Annotated in this window: 13 protein-coding genes and 1 tRNA gene; 9 read left to right on the top strand and 5 right to left on the bottom strand. The window is 65.5% G+C overall.

The annotated features are described in order from the left end of the window. Position 1: 1 nt before the first annotated feature. Positions 2–1,198 (bottom strand): exo-beta-N-acetylmuramidase NamZ family protein, encoded by a 1,197-nt coding sequence (locus NFE57_RS03245; protein WP_252134124.1) that lies wholly within the window; start codon positions 1,196–1,198, stop codon positions 2–4. Next, positions 1,195–1,722: a DOMON-like domain-containing protein gene (locus NFE57_RS03240; RefSeq protein ID WP_252134123.1), complete on the bottom strand. Its 528-nt coding sequence runs from the start codon at positions 1,720–1,722 to the stop codon at positions 1,195–1,197. Before NFE57_RS03240 ends, NFE57_RS03245 begins: the two co-directional genes overlap by 4 nt. A 52-nt stretch (positions 1,723–1,774) precedes the next feature. Here NFE57_RS03240 and rimO point away from each other — a divergent pair, with 52 nt between their 5' ends. From rimO to NFE57_RS03225, 3 genes are all read left to right on the top strand, one after another. Next, on the top strand, positions 1,775–3,118 hold the full coding sequence (gene rimO, locus NFE57_RS03235) for a 30S ribosomal protein S12 methylthiotransferase RimO (protein ID WP_252134284.1): 1,344 nt from the start codon (positions 1,775–1,777) through the stop codon (positions 3,116–3,118). Between the two features lie 92 nt (positions 3,119–3,210). Next, positions 3,211–4,005: an IclR family transcriptional regulator gene (locus tag NFE57_RS16730; RefSeq protein WP_252134122.1), complete on the top strand. Its 795-nt coding sequence runs from the start codon at positions 3,211–3,213 to the stop codon at positions 4,003–4,005. A 118-nt stretch (positions 4,006–4,123) separates the two neighbouring features. Next, positions 4,124–5,422 (top strand): L-fuconate dehydratase, encoded by a 1,299-nt coding sequence (locus NFE57_RS03225; protein ID WP_252134121.1) that lies wholly within the window; start codon positions 4,124–4,126, stop codon positions 5,420–5,422. Between the two features lie 6 nt (positions 5,423–5,428). Here the strand turns inward: NFE57_RS03225 and NFE57_RS03220 are convergent, their stop codons facing one another. Continuing rightward, positions 5,429–7,027, bottom strand: coding sequence for a tryptophan halogenase family protein (locus NFE57_RS03220; RefSeq protein WP_252134120.1), 1,599 nt, complete (start codon positions 7,025–7,027; stop codon positions 5,429–5,431). Between the two features lie 234 nt (positions 7,028–7,261). Here NFE57_RS03220 and NFE57_RS03215 point away from each other — a divergent pair, with 234 nt between their 5' ends. The 5 genes from NFE57_RS03215 to NFE57_RS03195 all read left to right on the top strand — a co-directional run bounded on the left by NFE57_RS03215 (position 7,262) and on the right by NFE57_RS03195 (position 14,822). Then, complete coding sequence (locus NFE57_RS03215) at positions 7,262–10,138, top strand: TonB-dependent receptor (RefSeq protein WP_252134119.1); 2,877 nt, start codon at positions 7,262–7,264, stop codon at positions 10,136–10,138. 156 nt (positions 10,139–10,294) lie between these two features. Continuing rightward, on the top strand, positions 10,295–11,305 hold the full coding sequence (locus tag NFE57_RS03210) for an aldo/keto reductase (protein ID WP_252134118.1): 1,011 nt from the start codon (positions 10,295–10,297) through the stop codon (positions 11,303–11,305). A gap of 141 nt (positions 11,306–11,446) precedes the next feature. Continuing rightward, on the top strand, positions 11,447–11,812 hold the full coding sequence (locus NFE57_RS03205) for an L-rhamnose mutarotase (protein ID WP_252134117.1): 366 nt from the start codon (positions 11,447–11,449) through the stop codon (positions 11,810–11,812). A 131-nt stretch (positions 11,813–11,943) separates the two neighbouring features. Continuing rightward, complete coding sequence (gene uxaC / locus NFE57_RS03200) at positions 11,944–13,359, top strand: glucuronate isomerase (RefSeq protein ID WP_252134116.1); 1,416 nt, start codon at positions 11,944–11,946, stop codon at positions 13,357–13,359. 47 nt (positions 13,360–13,406) lie between these two features. Beyond that, positions 13,407–14,822: a mannitol dehydrogenase family protein gene (locus NFE57_RS03195; protein ID WP_252134283.1), complete on the top strand. Its 1,416-nt coding sequence runs from the start codon at positions 13,407–13,409 to the stop codon at positions 14,820–14,822. A gap of 108 nt (positions 14,823–14,930) precedes the next feature. Here NFE57_RS03195 and manD read toward each other — a convergent pair whose 3' ends face one another. Then, on the bottom strand, positions 14,931–16,160 hold the full coding sequence (gene manD / locus NFE57_RS03190; protein WP_252134115.1) for a D-mannonate dehydratase ManD: 1,230 nt from the start codon (positions 16,158–16,160) through the stop codon (positions 14,931–14,933). 179 nt (positions 16,161–16,339) lie between these two features. Here manD and fucP point away from each other — a divergent pair, with 179 nt between their 5' ends. Then, positions 16,340–17,674, top strand: a complete 1,335-nt coding sequence (gene fucP / locus NFE57_RS03185) for an L-fucose:H+ symporter permease (protein WP_252134114.1) — start codon at positions 16,340–16,342, stop codon at positions 17,672–17,674. Between the two features lie 109 nt (positions 17,675–17,783). Here the strand turns inward: fucP and NFE57_RS03180 are convergent. Then, positions 17,784–17,868 (bottom strand) — tRNA-Leu (locus NFE57_RS03180). Between the last annotated feature and the right edge of the window lie 32 nt (positions 17,869–17,900).

Here is a 17,900-nt window from a genome sequence, read left to right as displayed (position 1 = left end):
TTCAGTAGAGCAGATACGGACGGCGCGCCTCGGCCCAGGCGGTTTCATCCGCCCCTGCCGCGCCGTCCAGATCGCCCGGTTCGGCCGCCGCGTCATCAACCCAGGCGCGCAATCCCGGCCCGCCGTTGATGACGTCGATCGCCAGCCTGTCGAGCACATATTCGTACGGAAAATCGCGCCACAGCGGATAATCGGGATCGAGCGCCCGGATCGCCTTGAACCCCAGCGCCTGCACCCGCCACGGCTTGAACGCGTGGTGGTCGTAAGCCGGCCCCTCGGCATGGATCTGCACGCCGTTGCAGAGCGCGCCGACATGCTTGTGAAAGGTCGGCTGGAACCAGATGTCCCGCAACCGGCAGCCATCGAGCCAATCGGGCGCCAACCGCACCATCTCGTCGATCACAGCGCGCGCATCCACATCGGGCGCGCCAAACAATTCGAGCGGCCGCGTCGTCCCCCGCCCTTCGGAAAGCGTCGTCCCTTCGAGCATCACCGTGCCCGCATAATCGCGCGCCATATTGAGGTTGGGCGCATTGGGGCTGGGGTTGATCCAGATCCGGTCGCTCGGCCACCCGAACCCCGGCCCCGCCTCGGGCGCCCACCCCTCCATCGCCACCACGCGATACTCGACATCGAGCCCGAAGTAATCGACGAACCACTGCCCGAGTTCGCCCATCGTCAGCCCGTGCCGCATCGGCATCGGCCCCGCACCGACGAAGCTCTCCCAACCGGGCAGCAGCGTCAGCCCCTCGACCGGGCGGCCGGCAGGATTGGGCCGGTCGAGCACCCACACGCTCTTGCCATGTTTGGCGCCGGCTTCGAGCATGTAGAGCAGTGTCGTGATGAAGGTGTAGATGCGGCAGCCGAGATCCTGAAGATCGATCAGCACCACGTCGAAACCGTCCATCCATTCGGGCTTGGGCCGCCGCACCTCGCCATAAAGGCTGAACACCGGCATCCCGTAGGTAGGATCGACGAAATCGGGCGATTCCATCATATTGTCTTGCAGATCGCCGCGCACGCCGTGTTGGGGTCCGAACACCGCGGTGATGTTCACCCCCGCCGCCATCAGCGCGTCGAGCGAATGCGTCAGATCGTCGGTCACCGACGCGGGGTGGGCAAGCAACGCAACGCGCTTGCCGTCAAGCGCCGCAAGCAAAGCGGAGTCGGCGAGCAGCCGATCGATACCGAACATCATGTACGTTCAGGTGCAGCGAGCCGGGCGACAAAGCAATCGGGATCGTGGAAATCGGGTGGGCCGTCGGGATGCGCGAGCGCCCAATAGGATGTATGCCCGCCCTCTTCCTCGATCACCGCGGTCAGCCCCATCAGCAGCGGCCCCGATGCCACACCGCCAAGATCGCACGCGACATCAACGCCGTCCGCGAACCGATCGATCTTCGGCGCCGCTGCACGCTCCAAATCACGCATCCCATCCCGGTGCGCATCGAACCGATAGGCAGCCCAGCACGTCGACGGTGAGAAATTGAACTCGACATAGCCCGCCTCGTCCGCCGGCTTCAGGAACAGCTCGAAGCAGGTCGTCCGCCACAGCGCGTCGGCGCGCTCGGGCGCCGTCGCGGCAGGCACGACGAGTTGCCCGGCACCGTCGACGCGATAACGCAACGCGATCCCGCCCCTGGTGCTGCGCAGTTCGGCGCGCACGCCGCGCACCCGCAGCGGCGGATGATCGGAGTGCGGAACCAGATCGAACGCTGCCATGCCGCGCACTCTAGGAAAGTTGCATCGGAAACGCTATGTGCGCGCACCTCTCATGGCAACGCAACTTCCTCTTCCGCCCAAGGTGGGCATGGTGTCGCTCGGCTGTCCGAAGAATCTCGTCGATTCCGAACGCATCCTCACCAAGCTGCGCGCCGACGGCTATCAGATGTCGCCCGATTACGCGGGGGCCGACGTCGTGCTCGTCAACACCTGCGGTTTCCTCGATTCGGCGAAAGAAGAAAGCCTCGAGGCGATCGGCGAGGCGATCGCGGAGAATGGCCGCGTCATCGTCACCGGCTGCATGGGCAAGGAAGCCGAGACGATCCGCGCGCGCTTCCCGCGCGTGCTCGCGGTCACCGGCGCGCATCAATATGAGGAAGTGGTCGGCGCGGTCCACGATGCCGCCCCGATGCCGCCGCACGCCTTCCTCAACCTCGTCCCCGAGGCCGGGCTCAAGCTCACCCCGCGCCACTATAGCTATCTGAAGATCTCGGAAGGCTGCAACCACCGCTGCTCGTTCTGCATCATTCCCAGCCTGCGCGGCGATCTCGTCTCACGCCGCCCCGATGCGATCCTGCGCGAGGCCGAGAAGCTGGTCGAGGCTGGGACCAAGGAACTGCTGGTCATCAGCCAGGACACCTCGGCCTACGGCGTCGACATCAAGCATTTCCCGCGCCCCTGGCATGGCGAAGACGTCCGCGCGCACATGACCGATCTGTCGCGCGAACTGGGCAAGATCGCGGCGCCAGTGAACGGGTGGGTACGGCTCCACTATGTTTACCCTTACCCCCATGTCGATCAGGTCATCCCGCTGATGGCCGAAGGACTGGTGCTCCCCTATCTCGATATCCCCTTCCAGCACGCCAGCCGGTCGGTGCTCAAGGCGATGCGCCGCCCCGCCAACGAGGCCAAGGTGCTCGAGCGGATCAAGGGCTGGCGCGCGATCTGCCCGGACATCGCGGTGCGCTCGACCTTCGTCGTCGGCTTCCCCGGCGAGACTGAGGATGATTTCCGTTACCTGATGGACTGGCTCGAGGAAGCGCAACTCGATCGCGTCGGCGCGTTCCGCTTCGAGCCCGTCGAGGGCGCGGCGGCCAACGCGCTCCCCGATCCGGTGCCCGAAGAGATCAAGGAAGAACGCTACGCCCGGCTGATGGAACTGACCGCGCGGATTTCGGCGGCCAAGCTCGCCGCCAAGATCGGCCGCACGCTCGATGTCATCATCGACGCCGTCGACGCGGAGAGCGGCGGCGCGACCGGCCGCTCGCAGGCCGATGCCCCCGAGATCGACGGCGAGGTCCAACTGCGCGACGCGGGTCACCTTTCGGTCGGCGACATCGTGCCGGTCACAATCGAGGATGCCGATGCGCACGATCTGTTCGGCGTTCCTGCCTGATCGCGCCGGTGCCCGCGCTACGCTGACATATACATACGCCGCGCGGAGTTGCTAAAGCTCGACCATCGTGTTGAGCTTGGGAGGAGACGCAGGTGGCGAAGAAGGACGACGAGGCCCCTGCCGCCGGTGGCCAGCGCTATCGCGCGCCCGCGCTCGACAAGGGGCTCGACATCCTCGAACTGCTCGCCAGCGAACCGTTGCCGATGACGCTGACGGCGATCGTCAATCGGCTCGAACGCTCGCATGGCGAACTGTTCCGCATGGTCCAGGTGCTCGAATATCGCGGCTATATCGAGCAGGACCGCACCAGCGACGGCTATCGGCTCACCGACCAACTGTTCTCGCTCGGGATGCAGCAGCCGCGCATCCAGAACCTCGTCGAGATCGCGCTGCCGTTCATGCGGCAATTGACGATCGAGGTCGAACAATCGTGCCATCTCGCGGTCCACACACGTGGCCAGATGGTGGTGATCGCGCGGATGGAATCGAGCGAGCAGCTCGGCTTTTCGGTCCGGGTCGGCTACCGCCGCGCGCTCCACGAATCGGCATCGGGCGCGGTGCTTTACGCCTTCCAGCCCGCCGATATCCAGGAACGCTGGGAAAAGCTGCTCGATCCTGCGCTGTCCAAAGCCACGCTGGAGGCATTCCGCGCCCATTGCCGCGCGATCGCCAAACGCCAGGTCGAACTGACCCCGAGCCAATTCGTCACCGGGATCACCGACATCTCCGCGCCGGTGATGCGCGGCGGCGCGGCGGCGGCGGCGCTGACGGTGCCCTATATCAAAAAAGTGCTCCCCTCGGCGACACCCGATCAGACAGCAGCAGCAGTCCGGATCGCGGCAAGCCGCATTTCGACGCAATTGACCGAAGGCGACAACCGGATTTGACATTCCGACGCTTGCACTGGCAATGCTTTGCACATATGAAAATCTACTCCATTGACAAAAGGGGGCGCACCGTGGCCAACCCGACCCGCCATTCGCCCGCCGTGACCGGGTGCGTGCGATGAAAATCACCCGGCTGCGGGTTCTCGACATCCGCTTCCCGACCTCGATGCAGCTCGACGGTTCGGACGCGATGAACCCCGATCCCGATTATTCGGCCGCGTATTGCATCCTTGAAACCGATCAGCCGGGGCTCACGGGCCACGGCCTCACCTTCACGATCGGGCGCGGCAACGACATCTGCTGTGCGGCGATCACCGCGCTGGCGCCGCTGGTCGAGGGGCTCGAACTCGATTGGATCGCGGAAGACGGCGCACGGTTCTGGCGGCATGTCACCGGTGACAGCCAGTTACGCTGGATCGGCCCCGAAAAAGGGGTGATCCACCTTGCGGCCGGCGCGGTCGTCAACGCGGTGTGGGATCTGCTCGCCAAGCGCGCGGGCAAGCCGCTGTGGCGCTTGATCGGCGAGATGTCGCCGCAAGAACTCGTGCGGCTGATCGACTTCCGCTATATGACCGATTGCATCACCCCCGACGAAGCGGTCGCCCTGCTCACCGAGCGCGCGCGCGGCAAGCCAGCCCGCGTCGCCGATCTCGAGGCCAACGGCTATCCCTGCTACACCACGTCGGCTGGCTGGCTCGGCTATTCGGACGTCAAGCTCGCGCGGCTGTGCCGTGAGGCGGTCGAAGCGGGGTTCGATCACATCAAGCTCAAGGTCGGGCTGTCGCTCGACGACGACATCCGCCGTGTCCGCCTCGCGCGCGACGTGATCGGGCCGGATCGCAAGCTGCTGATCGACGCCAACCAGATCTGGGAAGTCGATCAGGCGATCGCGCATGTCAACGCACTCGCCTTCGCACGGCCATGGTTCATCGAGGAGCCGACCAGCCCCGACGACGTCGCGGGGCACCGCCGCATCCGCGAGGGCGTCGCGCCGATCAAGGTCGCGACCGGCGAAATGTGCCAGAACCGCATCGTCTTCAAACAATTCATGGCCGAAGGCGCGATCGACGTGGTGCAACTCGACGCGTGCCGGCTCGGCGGCGTCAACGAGGTGCTCGCGGTGCTGCTGATGGCCGCGAAATATGATCTGCCCGTCTGCCCGCACGCCGGCGGCGTGGGCTTGTGCGAATATGTCCAGCACCTCGCGATGATCGACTATCTGTGCTTCGCGGGCACGAAGGAAGGCCGCGTCGCCGAATATATCGACCACCTCCACGAACATTTCGTCGCACCCTGCGTGGTCGAAAACGCCGCCTATCAGGTGCCGACGGCGCCGGGCTATTCGATCGAGATGAAGCCCGAAACGCTCGCCCGCTATGCCTGGCCGCGCTCGTCCGCGGAAGCGACCGCCCGGTAGGGGGCGCTAACGCTGGACGGTCGCCGGGCCGATGCTGCCGGCGCGGGTGGTGACCAGCCCGGCGAGGGCGTTGGGAGGGACGGCACGCATCACCGGCGCGTTGCCCTGGGTATCCTGCCCGGCGATATAGGCCCCATGCTCGGGCATCGCCGCGACCCCGCGTTCGATCGCGGCGCGAATTGCCGGCAGCCGCGCGAGCGTCGCTTGCGGTAGCGCATCGGCGAGCGGATCGTAGCGCTCGGGTGACAACCCCTGCCCTTCGAGCACCGCGACCCAGCTCGGCTCGCCGAACAACTCGTCATCGACTCGGAATACCCGTCCATGCCGCCGCCACATCGCCAACTTCTCGGCAAGCGTATCGGGGATCGGCATCGCCCGGCATGCATCCCAGAACGGCTGACCGACGCGCTGATTGACGTGATAATGCATGATGATGAAATCGCGCAGGCGCTCATGCTCGATCGTCGCCTGCCGATTGTAGAAATCGATGTCGGGCTGGTGGAAATCACGATCGGGAAACAGCGTCAGCAATTTTGCCAACCCCGACTGGACGAGATGGATACTGGTCGATTCGAGCGGCTCGATAAACCCCGAGGCGAGCCCCAGTGCGAGCACGTTGCGGTTCCAGAACTGCCGCCGGCGTCCGGTGGTGAAGCGCAATCGATTGGGTTCGCCCAGCGGTGCACCGTCAAGATTAGCGCGCAGGATCGCCTCGGCCTCGTCATCGTCCATATGTGCGCTCGAATAGACATGCCCGTTGCCGATCCGATGCTGGAGCGGGATGCGCCATTGCCAGCCTGCGCGGTGCGCCGAGCAGCGCGTGTACGGCGTCGGCTCGCCCGCCGTCTCGCAGGGGAGCGCAATCGCGCGATCGCACGGCAGCCAGTGCGTCCATGATTCATAGCCAGTCTTGAGCGCGCCCTCGATCAGCAGCCCACAAAAGCCCGAGCAATCGATGAAGAAATCGGCCTCGATCACTTCGCCACGTTCGAGCCGCACACCGCGCACGAACCCATTTTCGCGCATCAGCACCTCGACGATGCGCCCCTCGTGCCGCACGGTGCCCGCAGCCTCGGCAATTTCGCGCAGCATGACGGCATAACGCGCCGCATCGAACTGATAGGCATAAGCGATGTTCGACAGCGTGTTTTTCGGATCGGGCGACGGGCGGCAGAACTTACCCGCGAGCGCCGCCTTGCTCGGCAGGCTGTAATCGGTGAGCGCCCCGGCGGCCGCGGGATCGGCGGCGCGCGCGCGCAACCAATATTGGTGGAAGGGCAGCGCCCCGATATCCGCGCCATAGCGCCCGAAGGGGTGGAAATAACGTTCGCCCGGCTTCCCCCAGCCGACCAGATCGAGCCCGAGCTTGAAGGTTGCGTTGGTGCGGCGGATGAACTCGTTCTCGTCGATTCCCAACAGTTGGTTGAGGTGAAGCAGCGGCGGGATCGTGGCTTCGCCCACGCCGACGGTGCCGATTGCCGCCGATTCGATCACGGTAACGCTCACGTCCTGATCGGCGAGCGCGCGGCCGATGGTCGCTGCCGCCATCCAGCCCGCCGTGCCGCCGCCCACGATCACGATGCTGCGTATTGCCCGACCACTCATCCTCATTCTCCCCGCCTCCGCGTGTAGCGCGCACGTTTCGCAATGCCAATTTTCATATATGCTCTGTTTTTTTGTAGACGATGGAGGGCTGAAGTGATACCGCTATCTTCACGCCGTCGATGCGCGCCCGATAGAGGCCGTTCGGTCGAGCGCGACGCGAGGGGCCGACAGACGGTGCCCTCAGGCGAAGCGGCTTGCGCAATCGCGAGTCGCGGGGAGGGGAAGCAGATGGCGATGATCGACACGCGAATGGACAAGGCGATCTCGGCCCGGCGCGCGAGCTGGCTGATCGGCGCTTCGGCGCTTGCGTTCGGCCTCGCGGCCCCGGCTTTGGCGCAGACCACCGCGCCGACGGACCAACAGGCACCCCCGCCGCAGGACACGACGGTGGCGCAAGACGATGCCGACGACGCGATCGTCGTCACCGGGCTGCGGGCCTCGCTCGCCTCGGCACAGGCGATCAAGCAGAACAGCGGCCAGTTCGTCGATTCGATCACCGCGATCGATATCGGCAAACTCCCCGACAAGAACGTCGCCGAGGCACTCCAGCGCATCTCGGGGATCCAGATCACCCGCAACCGCGGCGAGGGATCGAGCATCGCGATCCGCGGGCTCACCCAAGTCCGCACCGAGGTCAACGGTCGCGACAGTTTCGGCGCAAGCGGCGGCCGCTCGCTGAGCTTCGAGGACGTGCCGTCCGAATTGCTCGCCGGCATCGATGTCTACAAGAATCCATCGGCGATCATGATCGAGGGCGGTGTCGGCGGCCTCGTCAATCTGCGCACGCGGATGCCGTTCGACCAGGCCGATGACAGATTGCTCGTGTCGGGCACGGTCGGGCTCAATTATTACGACCTGATCGACGACAGCCGCTTCAACGCCTCATTACTCGCGAGCAAGCGCTGGAAGACCGGCATCGGCGATATCGGCATCCTCGTGGACGTCTCGACCTTCGAGGGCGCCTTCCGGTCGGACGACATCACGATCGAGCCTTATTTCGATCGCAGCGACATTCCCGGTTCGGTGGGCACCGTCCGCTCGGTGCCCGATGGCGCGGGGATCGGTATCACCTTCGGCGAACGCAAGCGGCGCGGCTTCTATGGCGCGGTGCAATGGGCGCCCGCCGACGATCTCGAAATCTATGGTCAGGTCTTCCGCTCCGATTATCGGATCGAGACGCCCAACTACACCTCGTTCGTGACCTGCGGCACCGACGTCAATTGCGCCACCAATCAGATGCAGCCGGCCGGGCCGTTCAAGTTCGACGCGGATGGCAAATTCATCAGCGGCAGCTTTACGGGCTTTGGCGCAACCGCCAACAATGCCCAATTCACCAGCAACCGATCGATCACCACCGATTATTCGGCCGGGTTCAAATGGCGCGCGACCGATCGCCTCAAGATCAACGGCGATTTCCAATATATCGACGCAACCGCCGAAAATCGTAGCTTCACGGCGTTCCCGCAACGCGATGGTGGGGCGCTCTCGATCGACCTTTCGGGCAAGCTGCCCCAGATCCAGTTCGGTCCGGCGGGCGTCGACGACCCGGCGAATTATTACATCATCGCGCTGATGGATCACCTCGAGGATAGCAACGCGCACGAATATGCGGGCCGGCTCGATCTCGAATGGGATTTCGACGAATCGAGCGTGCTTCAGGATTTCACCGCGGGCGTGCGCTACACCGATCGCTCGGCGATCAACCGCTCAACGCCGTACAACTGGCAATTCCTGTCGGCGCCCTGGGGCGGCAGTCCGATCGCACCCGATGGCCTGCGGCTCACCAAATACGCGATCTCCAACCCGTTCGATTCGAGCTTTTTCTACGGCGACGGCACCGGCATCGTCGGCGCCGTGCCCTTCTTCAATTGGCCGACATTGCGCAATGGTGGTGAAACGTTCCTCAATCTGTCCAAGGCCGCAGGCCCGTCGTGCTGCGGCCCCTACCCGCGCACGTTGATCGATTACACCGGCAACGACATCAACACCCAGCACGAAAAGACCTACGCCGCCTACGCCATGATGCGCTTCGATTTCGCGCGATCCGGCGGCCTGCCACTCGACGGCAATATCGGCGTGCGTGTTGTCAAGACATCGAACGACGCAATCGGCCAGTATGTCCTTACCTATCGCACGCCGGCCGCGCCGACGACCGACATCAACGTCACCTCGCCGTTCAGCGGCAGTCAGGATTATACCGAGGTCCTGCCCAGCCTTAACCTGCGCTATCACCTTACCGACAGGCTGCAAGCGCGCTTCGCGGCATCACGCGGGCTCTCGCGCCCGCCCTTCTACGACATGCGGGCGATCTTCAACCTGACCGAGAACTACCGAACCCCGACCGCCTGCCCCCCCGGTGGCGATCCGGCCGACCCGGGATGCGCGCCAGAATTCGTCAACAATACCGGCGATGGCGGCAATCCGAGCCTCAAGCCGTTGACAGTCAGCCAGGCGGATATCGCGCTCGAATGGTATCCGAATTCGACGACGATGCTTTACGGCACCTTATTCTACAAAAGGGTCAAGAATTTTCAGGGCACCGCAGTCTACGACCAGAGCTTCGAGGTGCCGGGCAAGGGCGAACAGACTTTTCAAGTCACCGCGCAGGTCAACGGCGATGCCGGCACGATCAAGGGCTTCGAGCTTGGCGGCAACACCTTTTTCGGCTTCCTGCCCGAGCCGTTCGACGGGTTCGGCGTGCAGGCCAACCTGACCTATGTCGATTCGAAAGCGCCAAGCCTCGTTTCGTTCGATGCCAATGGTCGTCCGCTCCAGACCCCGCTTCAAGGCCTGTCACGGTGGAGCTACAATGTCGTCGGCTTCTACGAGAAATACGGCTTTACCGCGCGCGCGGCATGGAACTGGCGCAACGACTATCTCGATACGGTCAACGGCAACGGCACCGGCGCGGTGCCGATCTTTCGGCGCCCCTATGGCCAGCTCGACGCCAGCATTTCGTATGATTTCACACCCTTCTTCTCGGTCAGCCTCGACGGCGTCAACCTGACTCGCGAGATGAAGCAGAGCTATCAGGCGATCCCCAGCCATCCGCGCGATTATTTGCAGGAAGATCGCCGGATCGGCATCTCGCTACGCCTGCGCACACCATAAGGGGGGCGGCGGCGCCGGGCGGCTCGCCGTCAGGTGTCGCCGCGATCGGCGCGATACAGGGGGGTTGATCCGCCGCCTTGCCGCGCGCATCGCACGATGCACCTTGGCGGTGGGAGAAGCGAGCGTGCAACCGAGGGGGCCGTGGCAACGAACGCGATGACGACATTCGATCGGGCCACGCTGGGCGCGCTCGGTTTCGGTGCCGCGCCGCTCGGCAACCTCTACCGACCGCTCGCTGACGCTGCCGCACGCGCGACAGTCCGTGCCGCCTGGGATTCGGGCATCCGCTATTTCGACACCGCGCCGCATTACGGCTTCGGGCTGAGCGAGAAGCGGCTCGGCGCAGCGCTTGCCCAACTCGATCCCGGCGAACACGCGATCGTATCGACCAAGGTCGGTCGGCGGCTCGATCCGGTGCCCGACGCCGATCTTTCGCAACCGCGCCAGGGCTTCGTGTCGCCCGAGCCGGTCGAAAGCGTGTTCGATTACAGCTATGACGCTGTGATGCGCGGCTATGAGGCGAGCCGCACCCGGCTAGGCCGCGATCGGATCGACATCCTCTACGCGCACGATCTCGGCCGCGCGACCCATGGCGATGCGCACCCCCACCATTTCCGCACCTTCATCGAGGGCGGCTACAAGGCGATGCGCGCGCTGCGCGATGCCGGCGCGGTGCGGGCAATCGGGGTCGGCGTCAACGAAGTCGCGATTTGCGAACAACTCCTCGCGACCATCGATCTCGATCTCGTGCTGCTTGCCGGGCGCTATACGCTGCTCGATCAGGCCGCGCTCGACAAGCTGTTGCCGCTATGTGCGGGCCAATCGGTCGGGGTCGTGATCGGCGGCCCCTACAATTCGGGCATTCTTGCGCAGGGCGTGGCGAACAATGCCCCGGTCCATTACGATTATGCGCCCCCGCCCGCCGCGATTCTCAGCCGCGTCGCCGGCATCGAGGCACTCTGCGCGACGCACCACGTACCGATGGCGGTCGCCGCGCTGCGGTTTCCACTGGCGCATCCGCAGGTGGTGTCGGTGATCCCCGGCGCGGTCTCGCCCGACGAAGTCGCAGCGGGGGTGGCAGCGATGACGACCCCGATTCCCGCCGCCTTGTGGGCCGATCTCAAACGTGCAGGGCTGCTTCACCCCGACGCCCCGGTCGCTGGATAGCAAGAGGGCGCGCGCTCGAAGGAAGGAGCGCGGCAATGGCCGCCGCGCGGAAACCATCGCACGCGCGCTCTATCTGGCGAGCGCTTTTTCGTCCTATACCATTCGGCACGATCAACATCATCGACGGGGTTGGGCCACCGCATGACACAACGATATTGCCTGGCGCTCGATCTGGTCGACGATGCCGATCTGATCGCCGAATACGAACGCTGGCACCGTGCGGGCCAGACCCCGCCAGCGATCGTGCGATCGATCCGGGCGGCGGGGATCGAGAATATGGAGCTGTTTCGCGCGGGCAATCGCATGGTGATGGTGATCGACGCCGCCGACGATTTCTCGTTCGCCCGCAAAGCGGCGATGGACCTCGCCGACCCCGCGGTGGTCGCCTGGGAGGAGCAGATGGCGCGTTTCCAGCAGCCTGTGCCCGCAGCGGGCAAGGGTGAAAAATGGACCGCGATGACGCGGATTTTCCGTCTCACCGATCATCCCGGCGACGGCGCCGGATAAGCCACTTGTTTTGAGTGCATGCCCCCTCTTCACCGGGGGTCGCGCTTCCAAACCCGCACCGATCATCGTAGAACGCCGCGGCGCGCCCCGCGCCACTTTGCCTTCATTCCAACCGAGGCTTCGCCGACCGCATGACCCGTCTTTCGCTTCACCCTGACCGTCTGTTTCCCGCCGACACGACCACGCGGGCGATCGCGCGACGGCTCTTTGCGGAGGTCGAGCATCTGCCGATCATCTCGCCGCATGGGCATACCGATCCTGCCTGGTTCGCAACCGACGCGCCGTTCGAGGATGCAGCGAGCCTGTTGATCGTGCCCGATCATTATGTGTTCCGGATGCTCTACAGCCAGGGCGTCGCGTTGGAGGAACTGGGGGTACCGCGCGCCGATGGCGGCCGAACCGAGGCCGACCCGCGCACGATCTGGCGGCGCTTCGCCGATCATTATCACCTGTTCCGCGGCACGCCGTCGCGGATGTGGCTCGACTGGGTGTTCGCCAACATCTTCGGCCTGGAAGAGGTGTTGGCGCCCGCCAATGCCGACGCCGCGTTCGACGCGATCAACGCCGCGCTCGCGACCGACGATTTCCGCCCGCGCGCCTTGTTCGAGCGGTTCAATATCGAGGCGCTGGCGACCACCGAAGGCCCGCTCGATCCGCTCGACCATCACCGCGCGATCCGCGCCAGCGGCTGGGGTGGCCGCGTCATCACCACCTACCGCCCCGATCCGGTGCTCGACCCCGAGTTCGAGGGGTTCGCCGCCAATGTCGAGCGGCTGGGTGAACTCGCCCGCGAGGATGTCTCGACCTGGGCGGGCTATCTCAAGGCGCACCAGAACCGCCGCGCCTATTTCCGCGAGGTCGGCGGCGCGACCGCGACCGATCACGGCCACCCCAGCGCCGCCACCGCCGATCTCGACCGCGCCGATGCCGAGCGGCTTTACGAGCGGGTCCGTTCGGGCCACGCCACCGCCGCCGATGCCGAGCTGTTCCGCGCCCAGATGCTCACCGAGATGGCGCGGATGAGCCTCGACGACGGGATGACGCTCCAGATCCACCCCGGCGTCTATCGCAACCACAACCCGCAGGTCATGCGCCGGTTCGGCCGCGACAAGGGCGCCGATATCCCGGTCGCGACCGATTATGTCCACGCGCTCGCGCCCTTGCTCGGGCGCTACGGATCGGAAGCGGGGCTCACGATCATCCTCTTCACGCTCGACGAAGACAGCTATACGCGCGAACTGGCGCCGCTCGCGGGGCATTATCCCGCGCTCCGGATCGGCCCGCCCTGGTGGTTCAACGACAGCCCCGAGGGGATGCGCCGCTTCCGCGAGCGCGTCACCGAGACCGCGGGCTTCTACAACACCGTCGGTTTCAACGACGATACGCGCGCGTTCCTGTCGATCCCCGCGCGCCATGATGTCGCGCGGCGGATGGATTGCGCGTTCCTCGCCCGGCTGGTCGCCGAGCACCGCCTGCCCGAGGACGAGGCGCACGAGGTCGCGCACGCGCTGACCTACGATCTCGTCAAGAAAGCCTATCGCCTGTGAGCCAGCGTCTGAACACGGCCACCCTGCCCGCGCTTCCCGCCGGGGTAATGCGGCCACCATACGACCGCGCGAGCGTCGCGACGGGCGTGGTGCACCTCGGCATCGGCGCCTTCCACCGCGCGCATCAGGCGGCGGTGTTCGATGCCGCGTTGGCGGCGGGCGACCTGCGCTGGGGGATTACCGGCGTGTCGCTGCGCTCAGCCAGCGTGCGCGATCAGATGGCACCGCAGGACGGGCTCTATGCGCTGGTCGTGCGTGATTGCCCGACCGAGACGGTGCGGATCATGGGCGCGGTCGGCACTGTGCTGGTCGCGCCCGACGACCCCGAGGCGGTGGTCGCCGCGCTCGCCAGCGCGGACGTCCACCTCGTGACGCTGACGATCACCGAAAAGGGCTACAAGCTCGATCCCGCCACCGGGCGGTTGCTCGATGGCGACGCCGACGTGGCCGCCGATCTGGCGAGTCTCGATGCCCCGCGCACCGCGCCGGGGCTGCTGGTCGCCGGACTGGCGCGGCGCCGCGCGGCGGGGTTGGCGCCGTTCACCGCGATCAGTTGCGACAATCTGCCGCATAACGGCGGACGGCTCGAACAGGCGGTGCTGACGATGGCGCGCGTGCACGATGCAAGCCTTGCCGACTGGATCGCGGCGGAAGGCGCCTTCCCGCAGACGATGGTCGATCGCATCGTGCCCGCAACGACGCCCGAGGACGTGGCAGCGCTGGGTCAAACGCTCGGCGTCGAGGACCGCGCAATGGTCAAGACCGAGCCGTTCACCCAATGGGTGATCGAGGATCGCTTCGCCGGCCCGCGCCCCGATTTTGCCGCGCTTGGCGTCCAGCTGACGCAGGATGTCGCGCCGTGGGAGGAGGCCAAGCTGCGGCTGCTCAACGGCGCGCATTCGGGGATCGCCTATCTTGGCGGGCTCGCCGGGATCGATTATGTCCATGAGGTGGTTGCGACCGAACCGGGCCGCCACTTCGTCGAGACGCTGTGGGACGAGGCCGCGGCAACGCTGTCCCCGCCACCCGAACTCGATGTCGCAGCCTATCGCCGCGATCTGATGGCGCGCTTCGCCAACCCCGCGCTGATGCACCGCACCCGCCAGATCGCGATGGACGGCTCGCAGAAACTGCCGCAGCGGCTGCTGGCAACGCTCGCCGCCCGGCGCGGCCGCCCGTCACCCGCGCTCACCCTTGCAGTCGCCGCGTGGATGCGCTGGCAGGCGAGCGTCGACGATGCCGGGGTGGCGCATACGGTCAACGATCCGCTCGCCGCGCGGACCGCCGCGGCACTCGAGGGCACGACCTGCCCCGCCCAGCGAGTCGCCAGCTTGCTCGCGCTCGACGCGATCTTTCCGGCCGAGCTGGCGGCAGACCAAGCGTTCGCGGATGCGCTGACCGAGTGGCTGCACATTCTCGAACAGGAAGGTGCCCGCGCAGCGCTGGCGCGGATCACGCGTTAAGCGACATACCCCTTCCCTGTTACATCATGCCGGACCTGTCCCGGGATCCACTCCTTCACGAGCACGGTGCGTCGGAACCCGGAACACATCCGGGGCGGCGGATCTATCTCACCAGTTCCACAGCGTGCCATCCGCAAGCCGTGCGACGGGCAATTGCTTGGGGTTGTAGGGGTATTTCGCCGCCAGCGTCTCGTCGATGGTGACGCCGTGGCCCGGCGTTTCGCCCGCGATCAGATAGCCGTCGTCGAACCGGTAATCGTGCGGGAATACCGCGTCGGTCTCAGGCGTGTGGCGCATATATTCCTGGATGCCGAAATTGGGCACCCAGGTATCGAAATGGAGCGCCGCGCCCATGCACACCGGCGACAGATCGGTCGCGCCGTGGCAACCGGTGCGGACCTGATAGAGGCTCGCGAGGTCGGCGATCCGACGCAAATGCGTGATGCCACCGGCATGAACGACAGTGGTGCGGATATAATCGATCAACTGGTTCTGGATCAACTCGCGGCAATCCCAGATCGAGTTGAAAATCTCGCCCACCGCCAGCGGCGTCACCGTATGCTGGCGGATCAGCCTGAACGCTTCCTGATTCTCGGCCGGGGTCGAATCCTCCATCCAGAACAGATGGTACGGCTCGAGCGCCTTGCCCAGCCGCCCCGCCTCGATCGGCGTCAGCCGATGGTGAACGTCGTGGAGCAATTCGATCGCGTCGCCATAGACATCCCGCAGCCGCCCGAACAATTGGGGCGCGTGGTTGAGATAGGCGGTGGTCGACCATAAGGTCTCGGTCGGCAGCGTGCCGTCGGCGGGCTCGTAATAGAGATCGCCCTTGCCAACGCCATACGCGCCCTTCACCCCGGGGATGCCGCTCTGCGCGCGGATCGCGCGATAGCCCATCTCGCGATAGACCCCGACCTGATCGACCGTCGCCTCGATATCGGCGCCGTTGGCATGGCCGTAAACCAGCACGCCCTCACGCGAGCGTCCGCCCAGCAATTGGTACAGCGGCATCCCCGCCGCCTTGGCCTTGATATCCCACAAGGCGGTATCGACCGCGGCGATCGCGGTCATCGTCACCGGTCCGCGCCGCCAATAGGCACCGCGATAGAGGAACTGCCACATATCCTCGATCCGGTGCGCGTCGCGCCCGATCAGATTGGGGATGACGTGATCGTTAAGGTAGCTCGCAACCGCCAGTTCGCGACCGTTGAGCGTCGCGTCGCCGATCCCGGTGATGCCCTGATTGGTCTCGATCACCAGCGTCACGAAATTGCGCCCCGGGCACGTGACAACCACCCGCGCGCTGCGGATCGTGAGTTTCTCGCCGTTGCCGCTCATGGCTGCTCCATTCATTTCAACACCCTCTTCCATTCGTTCGTCGCGTCGTTACGATCGCCATATCGCGGTAGCGCTAACAAATAAACCACCGTGATGAGACATCAGCCAAGGCGTTGCAGCCCGTCGCCGCATATGCAATGGCGTGTCATATACAAAACGCGATGGCGTGGAGAGGACATATGGGGACGACCGCTGTGCCGATCGGTGCCGCCGCTGCCGAGCAGCCACCTGCCGGCCGGTTCATCACGCCGGGTTTCAAGCTGGGCTTCGTGCTCGTCACCAGCCTGTTCTTCCTCTGGGCGATCGCCAACAATTTCAACGATATCCTGATCCGCCATTTTCAGAAGGCACTCGATCTCAACCGTGCAGAGGCCGGATTGATCCAATTCGTCTTCTATCTCGGTTATTTCCTGATGGCGCTGCCCGCGGGGATGCTAATGCGCCGCTTCGGCTATCGCGCAGGCATTTTGTGCGGGCTGGGGCTCTACGCGCTGGGAGCGGTGTTGTTCTATCCGGCCGCCGAAATCCGGGTCTACGGCGTGTTTCTCGCCGCGTTGTTCGTGATCGCCTCAGGTGCGGCGTTCCTCGAAACCGCGGCCAACCCCTATATCGTCGCGTTCGGCGATCCCGCGCGCGCCGCGCAGCGGCTCAACCTCGCGCAATCGTTCAACGGCTTCGGTGGGTTCGTCGCGCCGATCATCGGCGGGATCTTTATCTTCTCGGGCGTCGAGCACAGCGCCGCCGATCTCGCCGCAATGTCCCCCGCCGAACTCACCGCCTATCGCGTCTCCGAGGCACAGATGGTGCAGATGCCGTATCTGACGCTCGCCGCAATCGTGATCTGCCTCGGGCTCGCGATCGCGCTCGTCCGGTTGCCGCGGATCACCCACGAGCGCGCGCCGACGGGCACGCTGTCGGGGCTGCGATCGGTGCTGCGCGAACCCGCGCTCGCCGGCGCGGTGATCGCGCAATTCTTCTATGTCGGCGCGCAGGTCGGCGTGTGGAGCTTCTTCATCGATTTCGTGAAGGAGTTGAGCCCGGCCACGCCCGAGCGCACCGCCGCCTTCCTGCTCTCGCTCAGCCTGGTCCTGTTCATGGCGGGGCGCTTCATCGGCACCGCGCTGATGCAGCGGATATCGGCCACCCGCCTGCTGCTCGTTTTCGCGACGATCGATAGCGTGCTGATCGCGATCGCCGCGTTCGCCCCCGGCATCGTCGCGGTGGCCGCGCTGACGCTGACGAGCTTCTTCATGTCGATCATGTTCCCCACGATCTTCTCGCTGGGGGTGAAGGATCTGGGCAATCGCGCGATGCTGGGTGCGCCGCTGATCATCATGGCGATCATCGGCGGGGCGCTGTTTCCGCCACTGATGGGGCTCGTCTCACAGGCCGTCGGCGGCGCCATCCAGCACACCATGCTGCTGCCCGGCCTGTGCTTCGTCGTGATCGCGCTCTACGCCCGGCGCACGCACCACGCCGAACAGGCGGTGCCGACCATCACGCCGCGCCCGTGAAGACGCGGGCGGGGCGCCCGCTGCCGGGCTACCGCCGCGCACACAAGCATCAGGCGACGCGACCGCAGCGCGGCAGGCCGCGACGCGCGCGGTAAGGTCGTTCCGGGAATGGTGCCCCTGGCCGGAGTCGAACCAGCATGCCTTGCGGCACTCGATTTTGAGTCGAGCGCGTCTACCAATTTCGCCACAGGGGCAGCGCGCCGCTCGCTAGACGATGCGCGCCCGC

The sequence above is a fragment of the Hephaestia sp. MAHUQ-44 genome (assembly GCF_023806085.1).
GTDB lineage: Bacteria > Pseudomonadota > Alphaproteobacteria > Sphingomonadales > Sphingomonadaceae > Sphingomonas.
This window is presented reverse-complemented; position numbering and strand designations above follow the sequence as displayed.